Consider the following 21,254-nt stretch of genomic DNA (forward strand, 5'->3'; position numbering starts at 1 on the left):
TAACCTTCCTCCAAGAGTCAAGATCTCTTCCTGAACCAATACTTCAAGCCATACGTGTTATATATAATTGCAGCCGTCAAAACGATAAATAACCCCTACATTACCCATTTGTGCCTGTAATGATCTACCGAAACGGTTACTATTTGTGGTTGTTGTATAGCGATAACTTGCATTAATTGCATAGCTTTCTGAGAAATTATAAGTCAATCCTGCAGTTCCTTGATAAGCAAATGCATTTCCGCTTACGTCAAAGAGTGTTATTCCATAGGGACCAGTACTGTTTAATGTGGTTTTTATGAATGCATAGCCGATACCAACACCTAAAAAAGGTGAAATCGCATTGAGCATATCAGGAAAATCATAATAAAGATTTGCCATAACAACATTAGCTGTAGCACGACCAGAAACACCTAATTGTGATATATGATTTATGCGATAACGCTTAGGCGTTGCATTGATGTAAGTGTATTCGAATTCGTAACGAATAGGATTACTTTGGAAGCCTATTCGTCCGCCCGCGTTATAACCATTGTGATATCGTACATCAGAGTGGAATGCTCCAAAGTAATGGGTATTAACATTTGAAGATAAATAGGAATAACCACCAAAAGCGCTGAGATACCATCCATCGATTGCTACTGAAGCAGAAGCAATACCAGAAGCTAATAAAGCAGTAGAAAAAAGTGCAAATTTCATGATGTCCCTTTATTATTATTTTTTTATCAAGTCATGTTATCGTTTTACTTTAAATTTGCAAGTCTTTCGTGTGCAAATACTTTATTCTGATGTAAAAGCTCTTCACTAAGTTTTTTCATGAGACAAAATTATCTGTCTTCATTTGCAATGGAATTATTTTCTTCAGCTCACATTGTTGCTGTAGTTCCACATGACTTCTATTTAAATTAGATAGGGTTCCTTTTTGGTCACGTTTTAGCAGTTTTAGGTACTTTAATTGCTATTGACCTAAAAAATCACCTATTTCTATAGAGGTATATCTTAATGTTTTCTTAAGTATGATATTCTTGCCACGACCATTCACTATAACAGGAGAAATAGCATATGACTGTCTTAATTAAACCCTTACTACCTAAAAAACCTTTTGAATCAACAATGCATCGCTACAAAAGTCTGTTTACACCTATTCAAAAAACCAAAGAGAAAGAGTCAGATTTTCTAGCCTTCATAGCTACTCCACTGTTGGATTATTTTGTATTAAATGCAGCATTTACTTTGGATGCGTTAATTCGTATTATCAATGTTACTGCAACTTTATTAAAGGCAGTTTATTTATGGACTATGAATCAACAAAGATCAGAAGAATTAATTGATAAGAGGACCAACGATGAGCTGGAGGACGTCATTAAAAATGTGATTTGTATTGCTTCCTCAATGCTTGCACAATTTGCCAATATTCTTCTTTCTACGGCTTGTTTGTTTACCAGACCGATTGCCAGTTTTTGTAATGCAGCTGGGGATTGCGTGGAAAATGAGCACAATATAAGCATGCACTTGACCTAAACCTCTAGAACATCCTTTAGTAGCACAGTTATCAAACTCGCTAACTGTGCTGTAAATTACTAAATTTTTCGATCACAACTATACCGAAAAGTTACCTCGAAATTAATTCATCAAGGTGGTTATCGATATACTTTTATCCTTATTAATATTCAATTTAAACAAATAATTATCTATTTATTTAAAAATATTAATACAATGATAAATTTTCTATTTTGAAACCTTTATTAGTGATTTCTAATGATTTTGTCGAAAAAGTTGTGCATCTTATCACTGATGACTCCGTTGAAGGAGCGCATTTGGAACAATTAAAACTTCATCTGAGAAATGTAAATACATCTCAAGCACTCAGCCCAACTGAAGTAAATGTACTCAATAGTTTAATAGCTCATCGATTTAAAAAAACATACTCGGAGCAATCAGCACAATCTTCTCCTGCGTCATTAATAGAAACTAGGCCGCAAGTTTAGCAAAATTACCTTCTTTATTGCAAAAGAAAAGACAAATGGATCATCAAAAAGAGAAGCTGGAAAATGATGACGTACAATTATTTTCTACAATGGAGTAACTTGAGGGTTACTCCTCATTATAAATTTTTAGTTAAATCCATTTGTTATGGGGTAGCGCCAATCTTTACCAAAAGCCATAGAACTGATTTTAATACCTGGAGGAGCTTGGTGTCGCTTGTATTCATTTTGTTTGATCAACTGAATTACTTGGGTGACCTCTTCAGGCTTGAAACCTTGCTTGATTAGCTCATCAGGACTTAGGTTCTTTTCCATGTAAGCGACAATGATCGCATCTAAGACTGCATATTCAGGCAGACTATCTTGATCGGTTTGATTAGGCCTTAATTCAGCAGAAGGTGCACGGGTTATTACCCGCTCAGGAATGATGTTTGATAGAGTATTGCGGTAGCGTGCTAGTTCGTAAACTTCGGTTTTAAGTACATCTTTTAATGCAGAAAATCCACCACACATGTCTCCGTATAAAGTAGCATAACCTACAGCAGATTCACTTTTATTTGAGGTATTCAGTACCATTTTACCACTTTTATTAGACATTGCCATGAGCAATAAACCCCGTATCCTGGCTTGAATATTTTCTTCTGTAGTATCCGTAGGTAGATCATGAAATAAGGGCTCAACCATTGCTATTAACGTATTAAATGCAGGTTCAATAGACAAAACAGAATGCGATACACCCAGTTGTTTTAATTCTTTGATGGCATCTTCATAACTAATATCAGTAGTATACCGTGAAGGCATTAGTACTGCATGAACTCTTTTTGCTCCTAAAGCATCTACTGCGATTGCCAAAGTTAATGCGGAGTCAATGCCTCCCGAAAGTCCAACTAAAACACCAGGGAAATGATTTTTAGTAACATAATCCTTTGTTCCACAAATTAACGCTTCATAAAGTAAAGCCTCTTTGCTAAGCAGAGGAGCAAGGGGTCCTACGACTCGTTTTCCTTCTAATTTAACGGTGCATAAATCTTCTTTAAAAGCAGGTGCTCGCGCACAAATAATACCATCGTGATCCATTGCTAATGATTGTCCATCGAATAACAACTCATCCTGGCCGCCAATCTGATTGACATAAATAATAGTTACCCCACGTTGGGCATAAGTTTTTAATAATTCTTCTCGTTTTTGATATTTATGTTTATCAAAGGGAGAAGCATTCAAGCTAAGTATTACAGTAGCTCCATGGTCAATTAAATCATCCACGGGACCTGGTTGCCAGGCATCTTCGCAGATGCAAATCCCTATTTTGTAATTGTTAATTTGCAGAATACATGGATTTTTGGGACCGGGGGTAAAATAACGTGCCTCATCGAAAATTTCGTAATTAGGTAAATTCTGTTTATGGTATTCACTAATTATTTTTCCTTGATAGAGAATGCTGACACTGTTGTAACAAATACCTTGGTCTACACTTGAATGACCGATTAATACATGACAGTCTTTCGTTACTGCTTCGATTTGTTTTAAATTGTCTCTAACCGCTTGTTGAAATTCTTTGCGAAAGAGTAAATCTTCTGGTGGGTAACCAATTAATGCTAATTCAGGAAAAATAATAACATCATGATCTTCTTGTTTGCTTTTTATAATTTCAATGATTTGATTGCAGTTGGCTGTCAAAGCACCAACAGTTGGGTTGGTTTGTGCCATAAGAATTCTAAGCTTATTTTGCATGATGTTTAGTCATCCTAAAGGAAAAGTGCCTTAAATTATTACAAAGTTCTTAAAATTGGAAGATATAATTGTTAATTAGATGCAAAATTGAATAAAATAAACCCTTTTTCTCAGGTAATTCAACATTATGTTAAACGAAGCACTATCTAAAATGCCGGAAGTTTTTGAGGCGAAAGTATTATTACGTGGGCAAGAATACTTTGAAAATGGTCATGTGCTTAACATTCGTTTTAGTGATGGGCTGTTAAAAGGTCGAGTTAAAGGTGGTTCCAGTCAAATTTATGATGTACATATGGATTTGAAGGCCTGGCCCAAAAAACGTGCTAATTGTACTTGCACATTTCAATCGAATTGCAAACATGCTGTGGCATGTTTATTTGCTTTGCGTGATCGTGAACAAGTAAACACTATCTCACATCCGGCGCATAAATTAGATAAACGCTTGGATACTTGGTTAAAAAATCTGCGTGTTCAAGAAGCTGCAGTGGTTAAGACCCACGAATCCACCTATCATTTGATATATCTTATAGAGATTAAAATGATCGGCCATAGCCATAAGGTAGTGATTAAATTAGCCTTAGCCAAGTTATTAAAACGCGGTGGCTATGGAAAAATGATTATCTTTAATACACTTTCTGACTCTAAGAAACAACATTTTATTGCTGATGATAATGATTTGGTGGCGCAATTATTATTTAAGTGTAATGTTTCTAGTTGGTTTGATTCTTTAACTATTCGAAATAGTGAATTATTAGCACGAATTATTGCTACGAAAAGAGCTTTTTTTATCAAGGACCAGGTAAATGCAATTCAAATGGGAGAACCATTAGTTGGCATTTGCCGATGGATCTTATCACCTAATGGCAGTCAAAATTTATTATTAATGAATGACGATAAGGTAATTACGCCTTTATTGTTGGATGACAGTTGGTATTTTGATTATGTTAAGGGAATGATGGGTTTTTTACAAACACCTTATCCAATCAAACAATTAGGATATTTGTTGGAGGCGCCAGCAATACCGATTGATCAAGCGGCGTTATTAGCAAAAAAAATGACCACAACGTGCCCAAAGTTCCCTGTGCCACAAGTTTTTGATACACAGGAGTTACGCCAGGTTACTCCTATACCGGTACTGATTCTCGACGCAATTAGTGAGCATAGAGATCAGCTATCCTGGCTTTATGAAGAAGAATTTCACACTTTATTTACTGCAAAAATTTTTTTTGATTATTCCGGTATAGTAATTGCCAGTACTGAAGAAGGTGACACGGTAGTTTCTCAGCAGAATGATGTGTTAATCCAATACCAACGTGATCATGAATTTGAAAGAGAAAAATTAGATGAAGTACTGCAGATAGCGCAATTAAGAGCGATTAAAATTTCGGAAAAGACCCAATGGGATGTCCCTAAAAATGCTGATTTCATTTTGGAGAATATCAATCAATCAGCGGATTTGGAGTTCCTTTATAATCAGATAATACCTCAATTAAAAAATCAAAATTGGCAGGTAGAGTTTGCCAGTTCTTTATATCAGAAAGCAGTCAAAGCAGATGAAGTGGAATGGTATTCTGATCTGCAAGAGGTGACGACGGATTTCTTTTCATACCAATTAGGGATTTTAGTAGAAGGCAAACCGGTTAGCATTGTGCCTTTGATTGCTGACTTGATTCATCGGTATCGTAATGATGATCTGGATAATCTTTCTGATGAGCAATTAGTGCAATTCCTCTTAGATGATGGACGTGCTTTGCGATTGGAAATGGGACGGATTAAGCCACTTGTTCGTTTACTGTTGCAATTTGGTTTACGCCATATCGATGAAAACCAAAATCTACAAATTAATAAATACCAACTTATATTAATGCAGGAAGCAGAGTTAGCTCTCGAGGCCACAAAGTCACGATGGCAGGGCGTTGAAACATTAAGAGATAAATTAAAACGCTTGGTTAAAGCAATGGATATTCCTGAAGTAGAGGTTCCCCAGGGTTTAAAGGCGCAATTAAGAGACTATCAACGTTATGGCTTAAATTGGTTACAATTTCTGCGTGCCATCCGGTTTAGTGGTATTTTAGCTGATGATATGGGCTTGGGAAAAACGGTTCAAACGTTGGCACATTTACAATTTGAAAAAGAACAAGGGCGTTTAAAAACAGCAACATTAATCGTGGCTCCCACTAGTCTGGTGGGAAATTGGCAGGCAGAGGCCAGACGTTTTACCCCTGAATTAACTGTTTTGGTTTATCATGGAAGCGAACGCCATCAGGATAATTTTGATGATTATGATTTAGTAATTTCGACGTATGGATTAATTCATCGCGATAAAAAGAAATTTGTTAGTTACCCGTTTTACTATCTTATTTTAGATGAAGCTCAATTTATTAAAAATTCGCGCACCAAAACAACACAGATCATTCAGCAATTGCACGCAGTTCATCGTTTGTGTTTGACTGGTACACCGTTGGAAAATCATTTAGGTGAATTGTGGTCTTTATTTCATTTTTTAATGCCTGGTTTGTTGGGTGATGCAAAACAATTCAGACTTTGGTTTAGAACACCTATTGAAAAATATGCAGATTTGACTCGCCGTGAAGTACTGGCAAACCGAATTAAGCCTTTTATTTTAAGAAGAACAAAAAATCAGGTTGCCAGTGAATTGCCACCTAAAACGGAAATGACCAGGACTGTGGAAATTGTTGGAGTACAACGCGACCTTTATGAAGCCATTCGCATGAGTATGGAGAAAAAAATTCGTTATGCCATTGGTAAGAAAGGCCTCGGTAAAAGCCATATTATTATTTTGGATGCCTTATTGAAGTTGCGGCAGATTTGTTGTGATCCACGTTTATTATCGTTACCAGAAGCAACAATTGCCCATGGAACCTCTGCTAAACTTGAGACTTTGATGGATCTTTTAGATAATTTAGTAGAAGAGGGTAGGCGAGTATTAGTATTTTCACAATTTACATCTATGTTGAAATTAATAGAAAGTGAGTTACAAGCACGACGTTATGAGTATTTAAAACTAACCGGACAAACGCAAAACAGACAGTCTATGGTAGAGAAATTTCAGGAAGGGAAGATACCTGTCTTTTTAATTAGCATGAAGGCTGGGGGGACTGGATTAAATTTAACTCGTGCTGATACGGTAATTCATTATGATCCTTGGTGGAATCCTGCAGTGGAAGCTCAGGCTACGGATAGAATGCATCGAATTGGACAGGAAAATCCTGTATTTGTTTATAAATTAATTACTTCAGGTACGGTTGAGGAAGCGATTTTAAGTATGCAGAAACGAAAACAACAGCTAATGGATGGAATTTTATCTGCACATCCTGCTAAGGCGATAAGTTTGAGCGAAGAGGATCTTGAGAAATTCTTTATGCCATTAAGATAAATAAAGGCTGGTGAGAAATCCTTGTTCACTCAAGAAGCATTCAAGAACAAACAAATATATCTTCATAAGGCAGTCTGATATCAAGTATTAATTGTATGCAAAAACAAGTGGGTTTTAAATCCCTCTGAATAGATTTGCAAACTAGCAAATAGATGCCTGCTAAAGAGAGTTTCTCTCTATTTAAATCGTGTTTATTTTTAATAATGTGTTCTGTTTTTGAGTGCATGTTATTTCTGGGTATTATTTATATCTGGGGTTATCGCATGTCAGTATTTTAAATGAGTTTTTGATGAGCAATACTTTTTATAGACTTGATAATTTTGTTTAACCAAACAATATGGATAGAAAAGAATGATAAATTTTATCAAGAAATTTTTTAATTAAAAACTAGCATAGTTTTTAATCCTAGCATAAGCTATAAGTTGATTTTATTCATGGAGAAAATTATGAATTTAGGGAAAACAATTTGTGCTTTAGTTTTAGCCGTGTTTTGGATATCAGGTACAATTGCAGCATCGGAGTCTCCATTAGGTAACTGGACAACAATTGATGACAAAACTGGGGAAAAAAGAGCAGTTATAACTATTAGTGAATCGGATGGTACTTTAAGCGGAGTAATTGATAAAATTTACCCACAACCTGGCGATAGTGGAATGTGCGATAAATGCCCAGGTGCGTTTAAAGATAAAAAAATTGAAGGTTTGCGCATTTTATGGGGTTTGAAAAGTGAAGGAGATAAAGAATGGGGTGGTGGTTCTATTCTTGATCCTAAATCAGGTAAAATTTATAAAGTAAAAGCAACTCTGGAAGGGAATAAATTACATGTTAGAGGGTATTTGGGTGTGTCTCTATTAGGCCGTACTCAAATCTGGGTTAGATAATCTTTTTTCATCCTCTCCTGTCAATAGGAGAGGTATTATTATTGTTACTTTCCTGCTGTTCAGGATGACAATGTCCTAAAAGACTATTACAATAGTTTTCGTTTCAAACTGTCATTGTGTATCTAAACTATGCTCGAGTTGAAAAATTCTCAAAAAACTGTCGATCCATTAAAGCGACCTCCCCATTCTGTCGAGGCAGAACAATCTATTATTGGTGGCTTAATGCTTGACAATCAGGTTTGGGACAAAATTAGTACCAAGTTATGTGAAGCTGATTTTTATCGTACAGAACATCGCATCTTATATAGAGCAATTGCTGCTTTATCAAAAAAAGATCAGCCTTTTGACGTGGTTACCTTACTGGATACTTTAAAGTCTCATAATGAATTAGACGATGCAGGCGGTGAAGCCTATTTATTTGAATTAGCTAATAATACACCCAGCGTTGCTAACGTAAATGCTTATGCGAACATAGTCAGAGAGAAATCAGTACAAAGACAGCTTATTTCGGTAGCTACTGAAATTGCGGATTCAGCATATAATCCGGCTGGTCGAGAGGTGCCGGAATTGTTAGATATAGCTGAAACCAAGGTTTTTGCAATAGGCGAACAAACTGGGGGAGATGGTGGTCCCGAGAATATTAAATCAATTTTAGTGCGTACTGTAGAAAAAATTGATGCACTATACCATAACAGCGAAGCACTTACAGGTCTTGCGACAGGACTATCTGATTTAGATGAAATGACTTCAGGTTTGCAGGCTTCGGATTTGGTTATCGTTGCTGGTCGTCCTTCTATGGGTAAAACCACTTTGGTAATGAATATGGCAGAACACGCAGCAATTAAATCAGGAAAACCGGTGCTTGTCTTTTCTATGGAAATGCCAGCTGATTCCTTAGCAATGAGAATGATGTCTTCTTTGGGACGTATTGATCAACACAGGATTAGAACGGGTAAGTTAGATGATGATGATTGGCCTCGTGTGACCTCTGCGGTACACATGTTGTCTGAAGCCTCTTTATTTATTGATGATACTCCAGCATTAAGTCCTTCAGAAATGCGGGCTCGCGCTCGTCGCTTGGCAAAAGAACACGGTTCTCTAGGTCTTATTGTGGTGGACTATTTGCAATTGATGAAAGTACCGGGATTTAATGCTGAAAATCGAACTGCTGAAATTTCAGAAATTTCACGTAGTCTTAAGTCACTTGCCAAGGAGTTGCAAGTGCCTGTAGTTGCTTTATCGCAGTTAAATCGTAGTTTGGAACAACGTGCAGATAAACGACCAGTGATGTCTGATTTAAGGGAATCGGGTGCGATTGAACAGGATGCGGACTTAATTTGTTTCATTTATCGAGATGAAGTTTATAATGAAGAGAGTCCTGATAAAGGTACGGCAGAGATTATTATTGCCAAGCAAAGAAATGGCCCGATTGGCAAAGTCAGGGTGGCCTTTATTGGTAAATATACTCGTTTCGAAGATTTAGCTTTTAATGGTTATCAAGGGGTAAAATAGTGTCAAGACCCACCAGATTAGTCATTGAACCTACTGCTTTGTTACATAATCTTGCGCGAATAAGGCAATTTGCGCCTGGAAAGAAAATAATTACTATGGTCAAAGCAAATGCCTATGGCTGTGGTTTGCATACAGTAGTGCCAATTTTAGAAGGAAAAGTTGATGCATTTGGCGTGGCGTGTATTGAAGAGGCTATGGTTATTCGTAAAATGGGGAGCCGGACTTATTGTATTCTTTTTCAGGGGGTATTCAGTCCGGAAGAATTTAAACTGGTTGCTCTATATCAATTAGGCTGTGTCCTTCATCAACGTCATCAAATACAGTGGCTTTTAAGTACCCCTTTAGATACGCCTATTAAATTATGGATAAAAGTAGATACAGGGATGCACCGTTTAGGGTTCAAACCTGATGAATTGCAGGAGGTAATGAATGCATTGCAAAATTGCCCTTGGATCGATAAAGATATTGGTTTGATGACACATTTAGCTTGTGCAGATGAACCGGAACGCATCGAGAATTTTCAGCAAATTTCCATTTTTGACAAAATTTCAGTGACGGGTTTTAGTCAGCGCAGTATCGCCAATTCAGCAGCGATTATATCATTTCCACAAACTCATGCAGATGTGATAAGACCAGGTATTATGCTTTATGGGGTTTCTCCTTTTGCTAATCAGACGGCTATAGATTTGGGATTATTGCCGGTAATGCGTTTTGTATCAGCCATTAGTGCGGTTCATGATAATCCTCCTGGGGTACAGGTAGGTTATAGTGGTACCTGGAGCAGCAATAAACCTTCACGAATTGGTATTGTTGCGGTGGGATACGGTGATGGTTATCCACGCCATATTGCAAAGAATACACCTGTTTGGATCCAGGATAGAGAAGTAATGATTGTGGGCCGCGTGTCAATGGATATGTTGGCTGTTGATTTAACGGATCATACTGACATAAAGCAAGGAGCTTCTGTGGAACTTTGGGGACCTCATATTTTAGTGGAGCGTATAGCACATGCTGCTGGAACTAGCGGATATGAGCTGTTGTGTCAGATTTCAGAGCGAGTGCGTCACAATTAGCTCTTCCATTTAGGGTATAGATACTAAACTCATGTGGTGTTAAAATGACCTGTTTTTAAAATTTTTCAATCTGGTGATAATCATGAAAAAGTTAACTGTTACATCATTATCTTTATCTTTGTTGTTGGTAGGTTGTGCTAACATGAATAATGAAGGTGTAGGTACCATTTCAGGTGGTGTTATTGGTGGTTTGCTGGGAAGTCAGTTTGGTGGTGGTTCTGGAAAAGTTGTAGCGGCAGCTGGCGGTGCACTGGTGGGTGCCTTTTTAGGTGGCCAAATTGGCAAAAATATGGACAAAGTAGACCGGATGGAAATGCAACGTGCCTTAGAAACTGCACCTACAGGTAGGGCCGTCGTTTGGTCAAATCCAGATACTGGGTATCGTTATACTGTTCAACCAACCAGAACTTATTATCGTGAACGCCTACCTTGTCGTGAATACACTACTAAGGCTTGGATCGATGGCCGGACCCAAATCATTCGTGGTAGCGCATGTCGTCAACCTGATGGTTCCTGGCGTGTTGTAAGTTAGGGCCCATTTATCTAGCTATTTGTGGTTAAATCGGTTAATTTTCTCTGTTCCGAGGTTCGAATACTCCAGTATATCGAGCTTCGGTAGTTGAACATTACCCGATTTTGGTAATAGCTAGCAAAAACTATTCCGACGTACACATAAAATCGTATACGAGCTTTTCGTAAGTAAGTAGATTGAGCTTTGCAGCTCAATCAGAAAAACTTATTTTTTTGTGGTCTTTTTTACTTCTTTAGTGTCTTTATAACAACAGGGGCAATAACAGTGACTAAATTTATTGTATAACCAGCCAATCAAAAAGCCCATAATAAATGCATCAATAAATGCTATAATCCCACCTAACAAACTACCTTTGATTGAGGGAGTATAGCCCGGATATAAATTTCCCATGGATGCAACAAATTCATGTCCATAAGCATAATAAGTAGCAACTAACCCCAAGAATAATATGCTTATCCCCCAAAGTACTCCAAATGCCAGACCTAAACCAACAGGACTTAATTTGCAACCGCTCATAATTATCTCCCTATAAAATTGTTTTTCTGATTGGTAAATTAAGGTAATTGAATTAGTACTAATTCAATTACCTTTTAAGATTATAGATCGACTTGTTGTTAAGTAATAGCTTTTGACAAATTGAAAAATAGAGTGACTCTAATTGATGCAGACTGGCCAGGGAAACGCATTCATTGGCTTGATGTATGGTTGCATTAATGGGTCCTAACTCAATGACCTCAACCCCGTAAGGAGCAATAAAACGAGCATCAGATGTTCCTCCACTGGTAGATAGTTCGGGGGAAATGCTTAAATTCTCAATAATGGCTTGTTGTGAACTTTCTAATAAAAATCCCTTGGCTGTTAAGAAAGGTTCGCCACTTAAATGCCATTCAATGCTTGGATAGAGATTAAATTCATTAAAAGTAGCAATAACTTTTTCTTTCAATAAATGGTGTGTGAGTTGAGTTGAGTATCTGAAATTCAAATGCATTAGCAAATCGCCGGGAATAATATTACTTGCAGTTCCGCCAGAATTAATATAAGTGATCTGCATTGAGGTTGCTGGAAAATAAGCATTGCCTTCATCCCAAATTGTAGACGTTATTTTAGCTAATACCGGACTAATTTTATGAATGGGATTTTCTGCTAAATGTGGATAAGCTACATGTCCTTGTTTTCCCTGTAGTTTGATTTTTGCACTTAAAGAACCACGCCTACCAATTTTAATTACATCACCAACCTGAGTTGTACTGGATGGCTCACCAACTACGCAATAATCAATATGAATCCCTTGATTTTTAATTTGCTCCATTACATAAGGTGTGCCTAAATCATAATCATCGCCTTCTTCACCACTCGTAATAAGTAAACCCAATCGTCCTGGAAAATCGGGATAGCTTTGGGTGAAACGTTTTGCCATGAGCATCATGCATGCAAGGCTTCCTTTCATATCAGCCGTTCCTCGGCCATAAAGCAAGTCATCTTCTTCCTTCATAATGAATGGATCAGTCAGCCATTTTGTAACATCACCCACTGGCACAACATCAGTATGGCCAGCAAAAACCAGCAAAGGACCAGTTTCACCATAGATGGCAAAGAAATTAGAGACAACTCCTTGATTCATTCGTTGACAACTAAACCCTATATCTTGCAAAAATTGAATCATGAACTCCTGACAACCTGCATCCTTAGGAGTAATGGATGGAAAACGTATGAGTTCAAAGAGTAATTGTTTTAATTCGTCCATGTTAATTAGCTCTCAGTAGTTCATTAATACTTACTTTAGCCCGAGTTTTTTCATCTACTTGTTTAATAATAATGGCACAATACATACTGTGACTTTTATCCTCGCTAGGTAAGTTTCCGGCAACCACAACAGAGCCGGCTGGAATGCGGCCATAGCTGATTTCCCCAGTAAGACGATTGTATATTTTGGTACTTTGTCCCAGATACACACCCATGGAAAGCACCGAGTTACTCTCGACAATTACCCCTTCAACTACTTCAGAACGTGCGCCAATAAAACAATTATCTTCAATGATTGTTGGATTAGCCTGCAAGGGCTCCAAAACTCCGCCAATCCCAACGCCACCAGAGAGGTGAACATTTTTACCTATTTGTGCACAAGAGCCTACCGTGGCCCAGGTATCAACCATAACTCCTTCATCAATATAGGCACCTATATTCACATAAGACGGCATTAAAATACTGTTCTTAGCAATATAAGAACCTTTCCGTACTATGGCATGGGGTACTATTCTCACCCCTGATTTTTGGAGTTGTTCTTCAGTATAATTTTGATATTTTAGAGGAACTTTATCATAAAATTGACAAAATCCAGCGTCGACTATTTGATTAGGAAATAGCTTAAAAGATAAAAGAACTGCTTTTTTGATCCATTGGTGCACTACCCATTCATCATGTATTTTTTCTGCGACACGATATTGACCACTGTCAAGGCAAGAAAGTACTTCATTAACAGCTGCAAATAATTCGGGTGTCGCAGTATTTATAGATAAAGTTTGGCGTTGTTCAAAAGCTTCCTCGATAATCGTTTTTAATGAGTTCATATGTATTCCTATTTAAATTATGCCGTAAGGGCCTGTTGTAAATCCGCCTGTAAATCATCTACATGTTCAATACCTACAGAAAGTCGAATGAAGCCATCTTCAATTCCTAGCGCTTTACGTTGAGCAGGTGGTATCGAGGCATGGGTCATGATGCCTGGATGTTCAATTAAACTTTCTACACCACCTAGGCTTTCAGCCAAGGTAAATAAGTGACAATGAGATAAAAACCGTTTTGCATCTTCTAAATCACCATTGATGACCATAGAAATCATGCCGCCAAATCCATGCATTTGTTCTTTGGCTAATTGATATTGTGGATGATTGGCAAGGCCAGGATAAATGACTTTTTTAATTTTCGGATGACTACTAAGCCAATTTGCCAAATAGTACGCATTTTCGCAATGTTGTTCCATACGTAATGGAAGCGTTTTTAAACTTCGCAGTACGAGAAAACTATCAAAAGGACTGGCAATACCTCCGCATGAATTATGCAAAAAAGCAATTTGGTCCGCTAAATCAGTATTATCACCAACAACAACGACACCACTGATTACATCTGAGTGTCCATTTAAATATTTTGTTGCTGAATGCAGAACAATATCAAATCCTGATTCTATAGGGCGTTGAATCCAGGGAGTAGCAAACGTATTGTCGACCACACTAATGAGGTTATGACGTTTTGCTATTGCTGCTATTTTCTGTAAATTAACCAATTTTAACATGGGGTTTGAAGGTGTTTCTACCCATAGTAAACGTGTTTTAGGAGTAATTGCTGCTTCAATGATGCTCGGATTGCTCATATCAATAAAAGAAAAAGATAAATTGGATGAACGAGTTTTGACTTTATCAAATAATCTGAATGTACCACCATAAAGATCATCCATAGCGAGTACATGATCCCCTGCATTGAGCAAATCAATCACTGTGTTGATTGCAGCCATACCTGAAGCAAAAGCAAAACCACGTTGTCCTGACTCTAAATCAGCGATGCATGCTTCATAGGCAGCGCGAGTAGGGTTGTGGGTACGAGAATATTCATAGCCTAAATGCTCACCTGGGGCACTTTGTTGATACGTTGAGGTGGCATAAATAGGGGTCATTACGGCACCGGTACTTGGGCAAGGTGTTTGACCTGCATGAATGGCACGAGTATCAAAGTGATTTTTTTTCATTAAGATAAATTCCTTATATTTTTAACTTCAATTTATGTGCTGAGATTAAATTTTTTGTTCAGTTGCCAGAGGTTATATGGGGTATTCGTAACTTCTTAATAACATGGGACAAAGTATCATCTAGAATCTGCGGACAAGCCGTTAAACTTACATATCTTGGTATTGCCACTTAGAAGTTACAGATATTCTAGTCGGGGTTCTAAGTATAGGCAAGGTATCAATTTATGCTAAATTCAGAGAGAATAGGACTAATTTAAAAAACTAATCAAAGGTATTTTAAACATGAAATTGGATATTCATTATTTATTGTCAGATAAATATGCTAAATGGATTGGTTTTGTTTTAATTGTTCTTTTTTTAGGATTAATTATTGGTGAATTTTTTTCTTTGCGCCATTCATCCGTTCCTGTTACAACGATACCGGAAAAAAATATACCTGTGAGTACAAAACAGGATTCTTTCAATGCTATTTTAACCTCATCTTTATTTGGTGTATATGTTTCTAATGATTTAAATGTGCGTAGTGTTAAACAATCTTTGTTAAATGTTACTCTAGTAGGAATATTATTTTCAGGTAACATAGATGACTCACAAGTGATAATTCGTTATGCGAATGCCGAAGAAAAAACTTACGGGCTAGGTGATACGATACCAGGAGATGCGCTGATTAAACGGATTATGGCTACTGGTGTACTTGTAGAACGACAAGGTGCTTTAGAGAGTTTAAGTTTACCTCAAGATGTATTAACCTTTATACCTGTTGCAGAGCCGTTAAGAGAGGAATAAATTTTTTATGAAGCATTTATTTAAGTTATTAATTGTTGTAATTTTTATCCCTTTATTAGCTGCTTGCATGTCGCGTGCTGTTAATTTCCGTGAAGGCGTCAATAGTTTTCGGGTTGAGGATTACCGTACAGCTTTCGTTCGTTTGAAGCCCGCGGCTGAAAGAGGGCAGCGTGATGCTCAATATGCTGTGGGTTATATGTATTATTATGGTAAGGGAGTTGTTGAAGATCGTAAAAAAGCCTGGTTTTGGATTAAGGCCGCTGCGAATTTAGGGCAACCTGATGCAAAAGTAGCAGTTCAAATTTTAGATGGTAATATGAACACTAAATGACGAACATGATGGGTATTCCCTATGCACAGGGGTGAACGATTACAATAAAGATAAGATCTTACTTGTAGGTTTAGCTAATCCGAGCGAACATAATTTATTCTTAGCAAACCATTGTCCTTTTGCTTCCCCTAATTTATTTCCTAGAACCTGAGTTTTTATAATAAAGGAATTAATTTCCAAAAGAAAATGGCTAAAACGGTGCTTGAACGCAATAAGCTGTTGGGGATTTTCACCAATCAAATCGTATTTTTCCCGTATAAAATCAAGAGGACATGCTCCTTCATCTAAAGCAGGTAAACACCATAAACCGCCCCATAATCCAGCCGGCGGCCTTTTTTCCAAATAAATGTGACCGTGATTATTACATAAAACTAAAAACTGTTGTTGTTGTACCGGCACTGGCTTTTTTATTTTTTTAGTTGGGTACAGATGTTGTTCTTGATGCTTAAATGCCAGACAATTATTCTGTAAGGGGCAATTAGGACAATCAAAATTTCTGGTGGTGCAACAGATGGCTCCGAGATCCATAATGGCCTGTGTATAGTCAGCACACTGCGCTTGTGGCATACACGCATTAGCCAGTTCCCATAATTTTTTTTTCACTTTAGCTTGTTCAGGATGACCTTGAATTCTAAAAAAACGAGTTAATACTCTTTTAACATTTCCATCTAAAATTGCAGTAGGTTGATTAAAGGCTTGTGACAAAATGGCTGCTGCAGTAGATGGGCCTATTCCTGGTAATTCATTGACTGATTTAAGATCTTTCGGGAAGTTACCTTGATACTTTGTGGTAATTATTTTAGCTGTATGATGCAGATTTCTGGCGCGACTGTAATAACCTAGTCCTGACCACAAAGAAAGTATTTCATCGTCACTAGCTTGCGCTAAATCCTGAATGTTGGGAAAACGTTGTATAAAGCGTTCAAAATAGGGAATAACGGTTTGTACTTGTGTTTGTTGTAGCATAATTTCTGAAATCCAAACTCGATAGGGGCTACGTGGTAATTGCCAAGGTAAATTTTGGCGTCCCTTAATGGTAAACCAGTGGAGCAAAGGTTTGCTAAATTGTTCGGATAAGTTCTGCATTTTAATAGGTACTTGTTTAAATTAGGGAAAATAGTACCTTAATTTTTATATGATTAATACATGCTCATGATGAAGAAAAAATTTGAACTGCTTACTTTGTTCGCTAAGATTTTTATATAAGCAGTGCTCATTTATTCTCTTATTCTCTTTTATCACCTTACGAAGATATTAACGTAGATTTGCATTCTCATACTAATGAACTAGACAACCAAGAAACCTTCGTCTGAAACATAACCGTTTTTGACTCTTTAATGTGGGATGTGATAAGTAATTTGTTGTAATACGGATTTGGTGTTCATAGTCTAAATTCAATATTAAATTGAGTAGAGAGGGGACTACGGGGGGACAATGATTAATTGCCTTTAGTAAAGGATTATTCAGGGTTATCGGCTTATCTAGTTGCAAAATAGATAATTGATCATTAATTTTATAATTATTCGCGAAGTATGCCTCTATGGTCTATCGTTTTATTAGACCCTGGTGAATTGGAAGTAGCCTCAAATACCCGCAAAAAAACTCCTACCCGTAAAGGAATTTTTTATAGGAATAGAAGGTAGAGATCTTTTTGTGTTATTTAGTCGAATATTTAAGATTGGATTATTCAAATCAAGGAGAGTAGGATGCGCCAAACGTATGAAATTGTGGTATTAAAACCCACAGCTGTGTTTCTATCATTCCTGGCATCACAATTACCAGGGATTAAATTACCTGATCTTCGTTTATTACAAATTGACAACACAGCTTATACGTTACCTAAAAAAAATTCAGACGAGGCCACTCTTGATGAATTAGAAAAATATTTCTCAATCATGTTTCGTCATGAAATTTGTCGTTGGTTAGGGGATAAAGCTCGTTCCGTAATAGAAACTAATTTTCTTGATTTTCTCTGTTGTTTTAAAGTGAAATTGCATAATCATATTATTCTTATGGAGCCTTCCATCGAAGAGGGGCGTCAATTATTACTCTTTAAACCACGTATGGCTTTGCTTAACTGGATCAAGTCCATGGTAGAGAGCGAGAATGATCTAATGGATGTTATTGATCGAGTAGAATTATCTAATTTAGAAGAAAACGCTACGGTTATGGTTAAGAATTTTGCTAATTTAACGCAAATTAAACCTTTTATAAAACACTTTTATTACCCCATATTTTCAACTGCGATGAGTCGCATTACGCATCAATCGGATCAATGGCCTGCAATCGATTCATTTGCAGCATTTAAAGAGTATTTTTCTGTTGAGATACATACTCAATTGATTCATTTATACCATTAAGGAGCGAACCATGAATCCGTTGATTATTGCGTTAATTTGTTCAGCAGTATTTGGATCGTTAATGGTTATCTCTACATTTGTGAGGCAATTATTGCTTAGTCGTGATAAAAAATTAAATGATGAGGCTCAAAGCAGGGCAATGTCTCAGGAAGCTGCTGAGCTGGAGAAAATACGTATACAAATGCAAAGCACGAAACGCTTTGAGATACATTATCAAATGCTTGGAGTTAACAAAGATGCAATTAAAAACGCAGATACACAAATAGAAGAACTATTGCATAAAAAAATGGAACTAGTAGAGCGTTATGGCCGAATTACTATACAGGAATCAGGGGCGATTATTAGTAGCGGAGGGGTTTCTGAAGAGCGTAAAGCAATTTGTGATAAATTAAGAGCGGAAATTGATGTGAAAATGGAGTTTTATGACAGCGAGATAAAAATTTTTCAAAAAAGAAGGTCCACTTTATGGAATTCTCAAAGTGATTTTGAGCGTTATTTTTTGGCACAAGAAATGGCTCGTAATGCGAGTTTGGATTGGATATACAAACAACATTCTGCTTTATTAGAAAAAATTTATTTGCGTCATATTGCGGATACTGAGAGTGTTGCCGTTGAGACAATTAAAGCGGGTACTTTATCATTTAAAGATATTGTGATGACACCATTTCAATTCTTAATACAATTTTTTGCTGGGATTAGTTCTCCTATACCTCTACCTAATATTTCATTTGTGCAAACAAGGATAGAGCGGGAAGCCAGAGTAGATATAGATCATGTAGAGCAAGATATCAATCAAGCTGCGGTTGATGAACCTGCTTTTTGCTCTAAGCCTAATCCAATCAATAAGGAACAGGATGAGGATGGAGCATATAACAACCAATCCTCTATTTCCTGTGTTTCTTAATTATTATTAAAAGTTAAGATTATTGATTTAAAATTAATCTTTTAAGACAATTGATGACATTTTTGCTGATGTATATTACAATCATGCTGCATTTAGGAGGATGCAGCATGATTCATAATAAATTGATGTGGAGTTACAATAATGAAACAACGTAGTTTATGGTTTATTTTATGTTCTATTTTGGCTTTTCCAGGATATAGCATAAATGTAAATACACTTCTTCAGGATGAGCAGAATACAGTAGAGGTATTTCAAAAAGCATCACCTAAGGTGGTATATGTTCATCGATTAGCAACCATTACTAATCATTATTCATTCAAAAAAATGCAAGTGCCTGATGGGGCCGGATCTGGAATTATTTGGGATGATAAAGGACACGTAGTGACCAATTACCATGTCATTAAAGATGCCGATAAGTTAGCAATTAGTCTGGGTAATATGACTGTGCCAGCAAAAGTAATCGGAGCGGAACCACGAAAAGACATTGCTGTTTTACAAATTGATTCAAAACATGCATTATCGTTCTTAAAAACATTTAAACCTTTTGAAGTAGTACATCTTAATGATTTGATGGTAGGTCAAAAAGCAATTGCAATTGGTAATCCTTTTGGTTTAGATCACAGTTTATCGAAAGGCGTTATTTCTGCCTTAGGCAGACAAGTTCCAGGAATTGGCGGCGTGACAATTCGTAACATGATTCAAACGGATACACCAATTAATCCCGGGAATTCAGGTGGTCCTTTATTAAATAGCGCCGGACAATTAATTGGTTTAAATACAATGATTTATTCCCGTTCTGGCTCTTCTGCAGGCGTTGGTTTTGCTGTTCCTGCTGATGATATTCAGCGTATTGTATCGCAAATTATTCAACATGGACGTGTGGTATTATCAGGTATTGGTATTCAAAGCATTGCACCTAATATTGCTCAACGATTAGGAGTGCACAAGGGGATTTTGATTGCTGATGTGTTACCAAATACCCCAGCCTCAAAATTACATTTAAAAGGCACTTATCGTGATAATTGGGGACGTGTTGTATTAGGAGATGTTATCGTAGCACTTAATGGTCATTCTGTTGATAATTATGATGCTTTATATAATTTACTTACTGAAATCAAGATAGGTGAGAAGATTACTTTATCTGTTCAGCGTGGTAGCAAGCAAATGGATGTAGCAATGAAGACTATTGATATTGCAGGAGTTTAGGTTATTGCTTCTGCGATAGTGTCGCCTATTTCTTTAAGGAGAATAAGGATGTTACTTAATAGAGACGATTCAATTTTATTATTGATTGATGTACAAGAAAAACTAATATCTGCAATATTGAACAATAAAGAATTTATTGCTCGTTGCGAATGGATGTTAAAACTAGCCCGAAAAATAAGTGTTCCCATTCTTGTGAGTGAACAGTATCCCAAAGGACTTGGTTCAACTCTGGATCAATTGCGTGTTTATTTCAAGCAGGAAGAATGTATTGCTAAAGTACATTTTTCGTGTATGAGCGATGAAAATTATGTTCACCGTTTAAAAGAGTTTCATAAAAAGCAATTAGTCTTGATTGGAATTGAAGCCCACGTTTGCGTCTTGCAAACTGCGTTGGAAATGACAGAACAAGGTTTTGATGTATTTGTCGTTGTTGATGCTGTGAGTAGCCGAGGGGATCAAAATTTGAAATACGGTTTAAAACGCATGAAACAAGAAGGTGTTCATTTGGTTACTTCTGAAATGGTATTTTTTGAATGGCTAAAAAAAGCTGGCACCCCTGAGTTTAAAGAATTGAGTAAGGAATTTTTATAGGTTTATAAGGAGAGTTATAGTGAATTTTACACATCACATTGCATTAGTTACAGGTGGTGCTTCAGGCATGGGTAAGGCCTGTGTTCAGTATTTACAGCAACAAGGCATGCGTGTTGTTATTTGGGATAAACAGACAGAGAATCAAAGCGAAGCAGATTTATTTATTTCTTGTGACGTAACCAGTGATGAAGCTGTAGAACAAGCCATGCAGCAAACTATTGTTGAGCTT

At 36.9% G+C, this 21,254-nt stretch carries 21 protein-coding genes; 14 read left to right on the forward strand and 7 right to left on the reverse strand.

What is annotated here, in order from left to right:
- Positions 1 to 57: 57 nt before the first annotated feature.
- Positions 58 to 696, reverse strand: coding sequence for an outer membrane protein (locus WA877_RS09250; RefSeq protein WP_425170631.1), 639 nt, complete (start codon positions 694 to 696; stop codon positions 58 to 60).
- A 363-nt stretch (positions 697 to 1,059) separates the two neighbouring features.
- Here WA877_RS09250 and WA877_RS09255 point away from each other — a divergent pair, with 363 nt between their 5' ends.
- Together WA877_RS09255 and WA877_RS09260 are read left to right on the forward strand one after the other, a co-directional pair.
- Positions 1,060 to 1,518 carry a hypothetical protein gene (locus tag WA877_RS09255; RefSeq protein ID WP_425170632.1) on the forward strand — a complete coding sequence of 153 codons (459 nt, stop codon included), beginning with the start codon at positions 1,060 to 1,062 and terminating at the stop codon, positions 1,516 to 1,518.
- 212 nt (positions 1,519 to 1,730) lie between these two features.
- Complete coding sequence (locus WA877_RS09260; protein WP_425170633.1) at positions 1,731 to 1,985, forward strand: hypothetical protein; 255 nt, start codon at positions 1,731 to 1,733, stop codon at positions 1,983 to 1,985.
- A 126-nt stretch (positions 1,986 to 2,111) separates the two neighbouring features.
- Here WA877_RS09260 and WA877_RS09265 read toward each other — a convergent pair whose 3' ends face one another.
- Entirely contained in the window at positions 2,112 to 3,713 is a 1,602-nt protein-coding gene (locus WA877_RS09265; RefSeq protein WP_425170634.1) for an NAD+ synthase, read from the reverse strand.
- Positions 3,714 to 3,840: 127 nt separating this feature from the next.
- Between WA877_RS09265 and WA877_RS09270 the strand changes: the two genes are divergently transcribed.
- From WA877_RS09270 to WA877_RS09290, 5 genes are all read left to right on the forward strand, one after another.
- A complete protein-coding gene (locus tag WA877_RS09270) occupies positions 3,841 to 7,110 on the forward strand; it encodes an SNF2-related protein (RefSeq protein WP_425170635.1) in 3,270 nt (1,089 codons plus the stop codon).
- A gap of 446 nt (positions 7,111 to 7,556) precedes the next feature.
- Positions 7,557 to 7,991 carry a DUF2147 domain-containing protein gene (locus tag WA877_RS09275; protein ID WP_425170636.1) on the forward strand — a complete coding sequence of 145 codons (435 nt, stop codon included), beginning with the start codon at positions 7,557 to 7,559 and terminating at the stop codon, positions 7,989 to 7,991.
- Between the two features lie 129 nt (positions 7,992 to 8,120).
- Positions 8,121 to 9,503 carry a replicative DNA helicase gene (gene dnaB / locus WA877_RS09280; protein WP_425170637.1) on the forward strand — a complete coding sequence of 461 codons (1,383 nt, stop codon included), beginning with the start codon at positions 8,121 to 8,123 and terminating at the stop codon, positions 9,501 to 9,503.
- Positions 9,503 to 10,576 carry an alanine racemase gene (alr, locus tag WA877_RS09285; protein WP_425170638.1) on the forward strand — a complete coding sequence of 358 codons (1,074 nt, stop codon included), beginning with the start codon at positions 9,503 to 9,505 and terminating at the stop codon, positions 10,574 to 10,576. Before dnaB ends, alr begins: the two co-directional genes overlap by 1 nt.
- Before the next feature lie 82 nt (positions 10,577 to 10,658).
- On the forward strand, positions 10,659 to 11,108 hold the full coding sequence (locus tag WA877_RS09290) for an RT0821/Lpp0805 family surface protein (RefSeq protein ID WP_425170639.1): 450 nt from the start codon (positions 10,659 to 10,661) through the stop codon (positions 11,106 to 11,108).
- A 204-nt stretch (positions 11,109 to 11,312) separates the two neighbouring features.
- Here the strand turns inward: WA877_RS09290 and WA877_RS09295 are convergent, their stop codons facing one another.
- The 4 genes from WA877_RS09295 to WA877_RS09310 all read right to left on the reverse strand — a co-directional run bounded on the left by WA877_RS09295 (position 11,313) and on the right by WA877_RS09310 (position 14,847).
- The gene (locus WA877_RS09295; protein ID WP_425170640.1) at positions 11,313 to 11,624 is read right to left on the reverse strand and encodes a bacteriophage holin; all 312 of its coding nucleotides are present in this window, start codon (positions 11,622 to 11,624) and stop codon (positions 11,313 to 11,315) included.
- Between the two features lie 67 nt (positions 11,625 to 11,691).
- Positions 11,692 to 12,852, reverse strand: coding sequence for a succinyl-diaminopimelate desuccinylase (dapE, locus tag WA877_RS09300; RefSeq protein ID WP_425170641.1), 1,161 nt, complete (start codon positions 12,850 to 12,852; stop codon positions 11,692 to 11,694).
- Position 12,853: 1 nt separating this feature from the next.
- The gene (gene dapD, locus WA877_RS09305) at positions 12,854 to 13,675 is read right to left on the reverse strand and encodes a 2,3,4,5-tetrahydropyridine-2,6-dicarboxylate N-succinyltransferase (RefSeq protein WP_425170642.1); all 822 of its coding nucleotides are present in this window, start codon (positions 13,673 to 13,675) and stop codon (positions 12,854 to 12,856) included.
- Between the two features lie 17 nt (positions 13,676 to 13,692).
- Positions 13,693 to 14,847, reverse strand: a complete 1,155-nt coding sequence (locus WA877_RS09310; RefSeq protein WP_425170643.1) for a trans-sulfuration enzyme family protein — start codon at positions 14,845 to 14,847, stop codon at positions 13,693 to 13,695.
- A 282-nt stretch (positions 14,848 to 15,129) separates the two neighbouring features.
- On the opposite strand from WA877_RS09310, the gene WA877_RS09315 reads away from it, so the two are divergent.
- Together WA877_RS09315 and WA877_RS09320 are read left to right on the forward strand one after the other, a co-directional pair.
- The gene (locus WA877_RS09315) at positions 15,130 to 15,633 is read left to right on the forward strand and encodes a type II secretion system protein N (RefSeq protein WP_425170644.1); all 504 of its coding nucleotides are present in this window, start codon (positions 15,130 to 15,132) and stop codon (positions 15,631 to 15,633) included.
- Positions 15,634 to 15,640: 7 nt separating this feature from the next.
- Positions 15,641 to 15,964: a tetratricopeptide repeat protein gene (locus WA877_RS09320; RefSeq protein ID WP_425170645.1), complete on the forward strand. Its 324-nt coding sequence runs from the start codon at positions 15,641 to 15,643 to the stop codon at positions 15,962 to 15,964.
- Positions 15,965 to 16,003: 39 nt separating this feature from the next.
- Here WA877_RS09320 and mutY read toward each other — a convergent pair whose 3' ends face one another.
- Positions 16,004 to 17,056, reverse strand: a complete 1,053-nt coding sequence (gene mutY / locus WA877_RS09325; RefSeq protein ID WP_425170651.1) for an A/G-specific adenine glycosylase — start codon at positions 17,054 to 17,056, stop codon at positions 16,004 to 16,006.
- Positions 17,057 to 17,670: 614 nt separating this feature from the next.
- On the opposite strand from mutY, the gene WA877_RS09330 reads away from it, so the two are divergent.
- From WA877_RS09330 to WA877_RS09350, 5 genes are all read left to right on the forward strand, one after another.
- The gene (locus WA877_RS09330; protein WP_425170646.1) at positions 17,671 to 18,324 is read left to right on the forward strand and encodes a hypothetical protein; all 654 of its coding nucleotides are present in this window, start codon (positions 17,671 to 17,673) and stop codon (positions 18,322 to 18,324) included.
- A 10-nt stretch (positions 18,325 to 18,334) separates the two neighbouring features.
- Positions 18,335 to 19,228, forward strand: coding sequence for a hypothetical protein (locus tag WA877_RS09335; RefSeq protein WP_425170647.1), 894 nt, complete (start codon positions 18,335 to 18,337; stop codon positions 19,226 to 19,228).
- Between the two features lie 141 nt (positions 19,229 to 19,369).
- The gene (locus WA877_RS09340) at positions 19,370 to 20,434 is read left to right on the forward strand and encodes a S1C family serine protease (RefSeq protein ID WP_425170648.1); all 1,065 of its coding nucleotides are present in this window, start codon (positions 19,370 to 19,372) and stop codon (positions 20,432 to 20,434) included.
- 48 nt (positions 20,435 to 20,482) lie between these two features.
- Entirely contained in the window at positions 20,483 to 21,025 is a 543-nt protein-coding gene (locus WA877_RS09345; RefSeq protein ID WP_425170649.1) for an isochorismatase family protein, read from the forward strand.
- Between the two features lie 19 nt (positions 21,026 to 21,044).
- Positions 21,045 to 21,254: SDR family NAD(P)-dependent oxidoreductase (locus tag WA877_RS09350; protein WP_425170650.1), on the forward strand; the 210-nt coding region annotated here is incomplete at its 3' end.

This window comes from Legionella sp., assembly GCF_049790535.1.
Taxonomy (GTDB): domain Bacteria; phylum Pseudomonadota; class Gammaproteobacteria; order Legionellales; family Legionellaceae; genus Legionella.

What these genes read in the sequence shown, in the direction of transcription:
- dnaB (WP_425170637.1), top strand. Translation starts at nt 8,121, where the DNA reads ATGCTCGAGTTGAAAAATTCTCAAAAAACTGTCGATCCATTAAAGCGA.
- WA877_RS09335 (WP_425170647.1), top strand. Translation starts at nt 18,335, where the DNA reads ATGAATCCGTTGATTATTGCGTTAATTTGTTCAGCAGTATTTGGATCG.
- WA877_RS09295 (WP_425170640.1), bottom strand. Translation starts at nt 11,624, where the DNA reads ATGAGCGGTTGCAAATTAAGTCCTGTTGGTTTAGGTCTGGCATTTGGA.
- WA877_RS09320 (WP_425170645.1), top strand. Translation starts at nt 15,641, where the DNA reads ATGAAGCATTTATTTAAGTTATTAATTGTTGTAATTTTTATCCCTTTA.
- dapE (WP_425170641.1), bottom strand. Translation starts at nt 12,852, where the DNA reads ATGGACGAATTAAAACAATTACTCTTTGAACTCATACGTTTTCCATCC.
- WA877_RS09275 (WP_425170636.1), top strand. Translation starts at nt 7,557, where the DNA reads ATGAATTTAGGGAAAACAATTTGTGCTTTAGTTTTAGCCGTGTTTTGG.
- WA877_RS09330 (WP_425170646.1), top strand. Translation starts at nt 17,671, where the DNA reads ATGCGCCAAACGTATGAAATTGTGGTATTAAAACCCACAGCTGTGTTT.
- WA877_RS09345 (WP_425170649.1), top strand. Translation starts at nt 20,483, where the DNA reads ATGTTACTTAATAGAGACGATTCAATTTTATTATTGATTGATGTACAA.
- WA877_RS09265 (WP_425170634.1), bottom strand. Translation starts at nt 3,713, where the DNA reads ATGCAAAATAAGCTTAGAATTCTTATGGCACAAACCAACCCAACTGTT.
- WA877_RS09290 (WP_425170639.1), top strand. Translation starts at nt 10,659, where the DNA reads ATGAAAAAGTTAACTGTTACATCATTATCTTTATCTTTGTTGTTGGTA.
- WA877_RS09270 (WP_425170635.1), top strand. Translation starts at nt 3,841, where the DNA reads ATGTTAAACGAAGCACTATCTAAAATGCCGGAAGTTTTTGAGGCGAAA.
- WA877_RS09255 (WP_425170632.1), top strand. Translation starts at nt 1,060, where the DNA reads ATGACTGTCTTAATTAAACCCTTACTACCTAAAAAACCTTTTGAATCA.
- dapD (WP_425170642.1), bottom strand. Translation starts at nt 13,675, where the DNA reads ATGAACTCATTAAAAACGATTATCGAGGAAGCTTTTGAACAACGCCAA.
- WA877_RS09340 (WP_425170648.1), top strand. Translation starts at nt 19,370, where the DNA reads ATGAAACAACGTAGTTTATGGTTTATTTTATGTTCTATTTTGGCTTTT.
- WA877_RS09315 (WP_425170644.1), top strand. Translation starts at nt 15,130, where the DNA reads ATGAAATTGGATATTCATTATTTATTGTCAGATAAATATGCTAAATGG.
- WA877_RS09310 (WP_425170643.1), bottom strand. Translation starts at nt 14,847, where the DNA reads ATGAAAAAAAATCACTTTGATACTCGTGCCATTCATGCAGGTCAAACA.
- WA877_RS09250 (WP_425170631.1), bottom strand. Translation starts at nt 696, where the DNA reads ATGAAATTTGCACTTTTTTCTACTGCTTTATTAGCTTCTGGTATTGCT.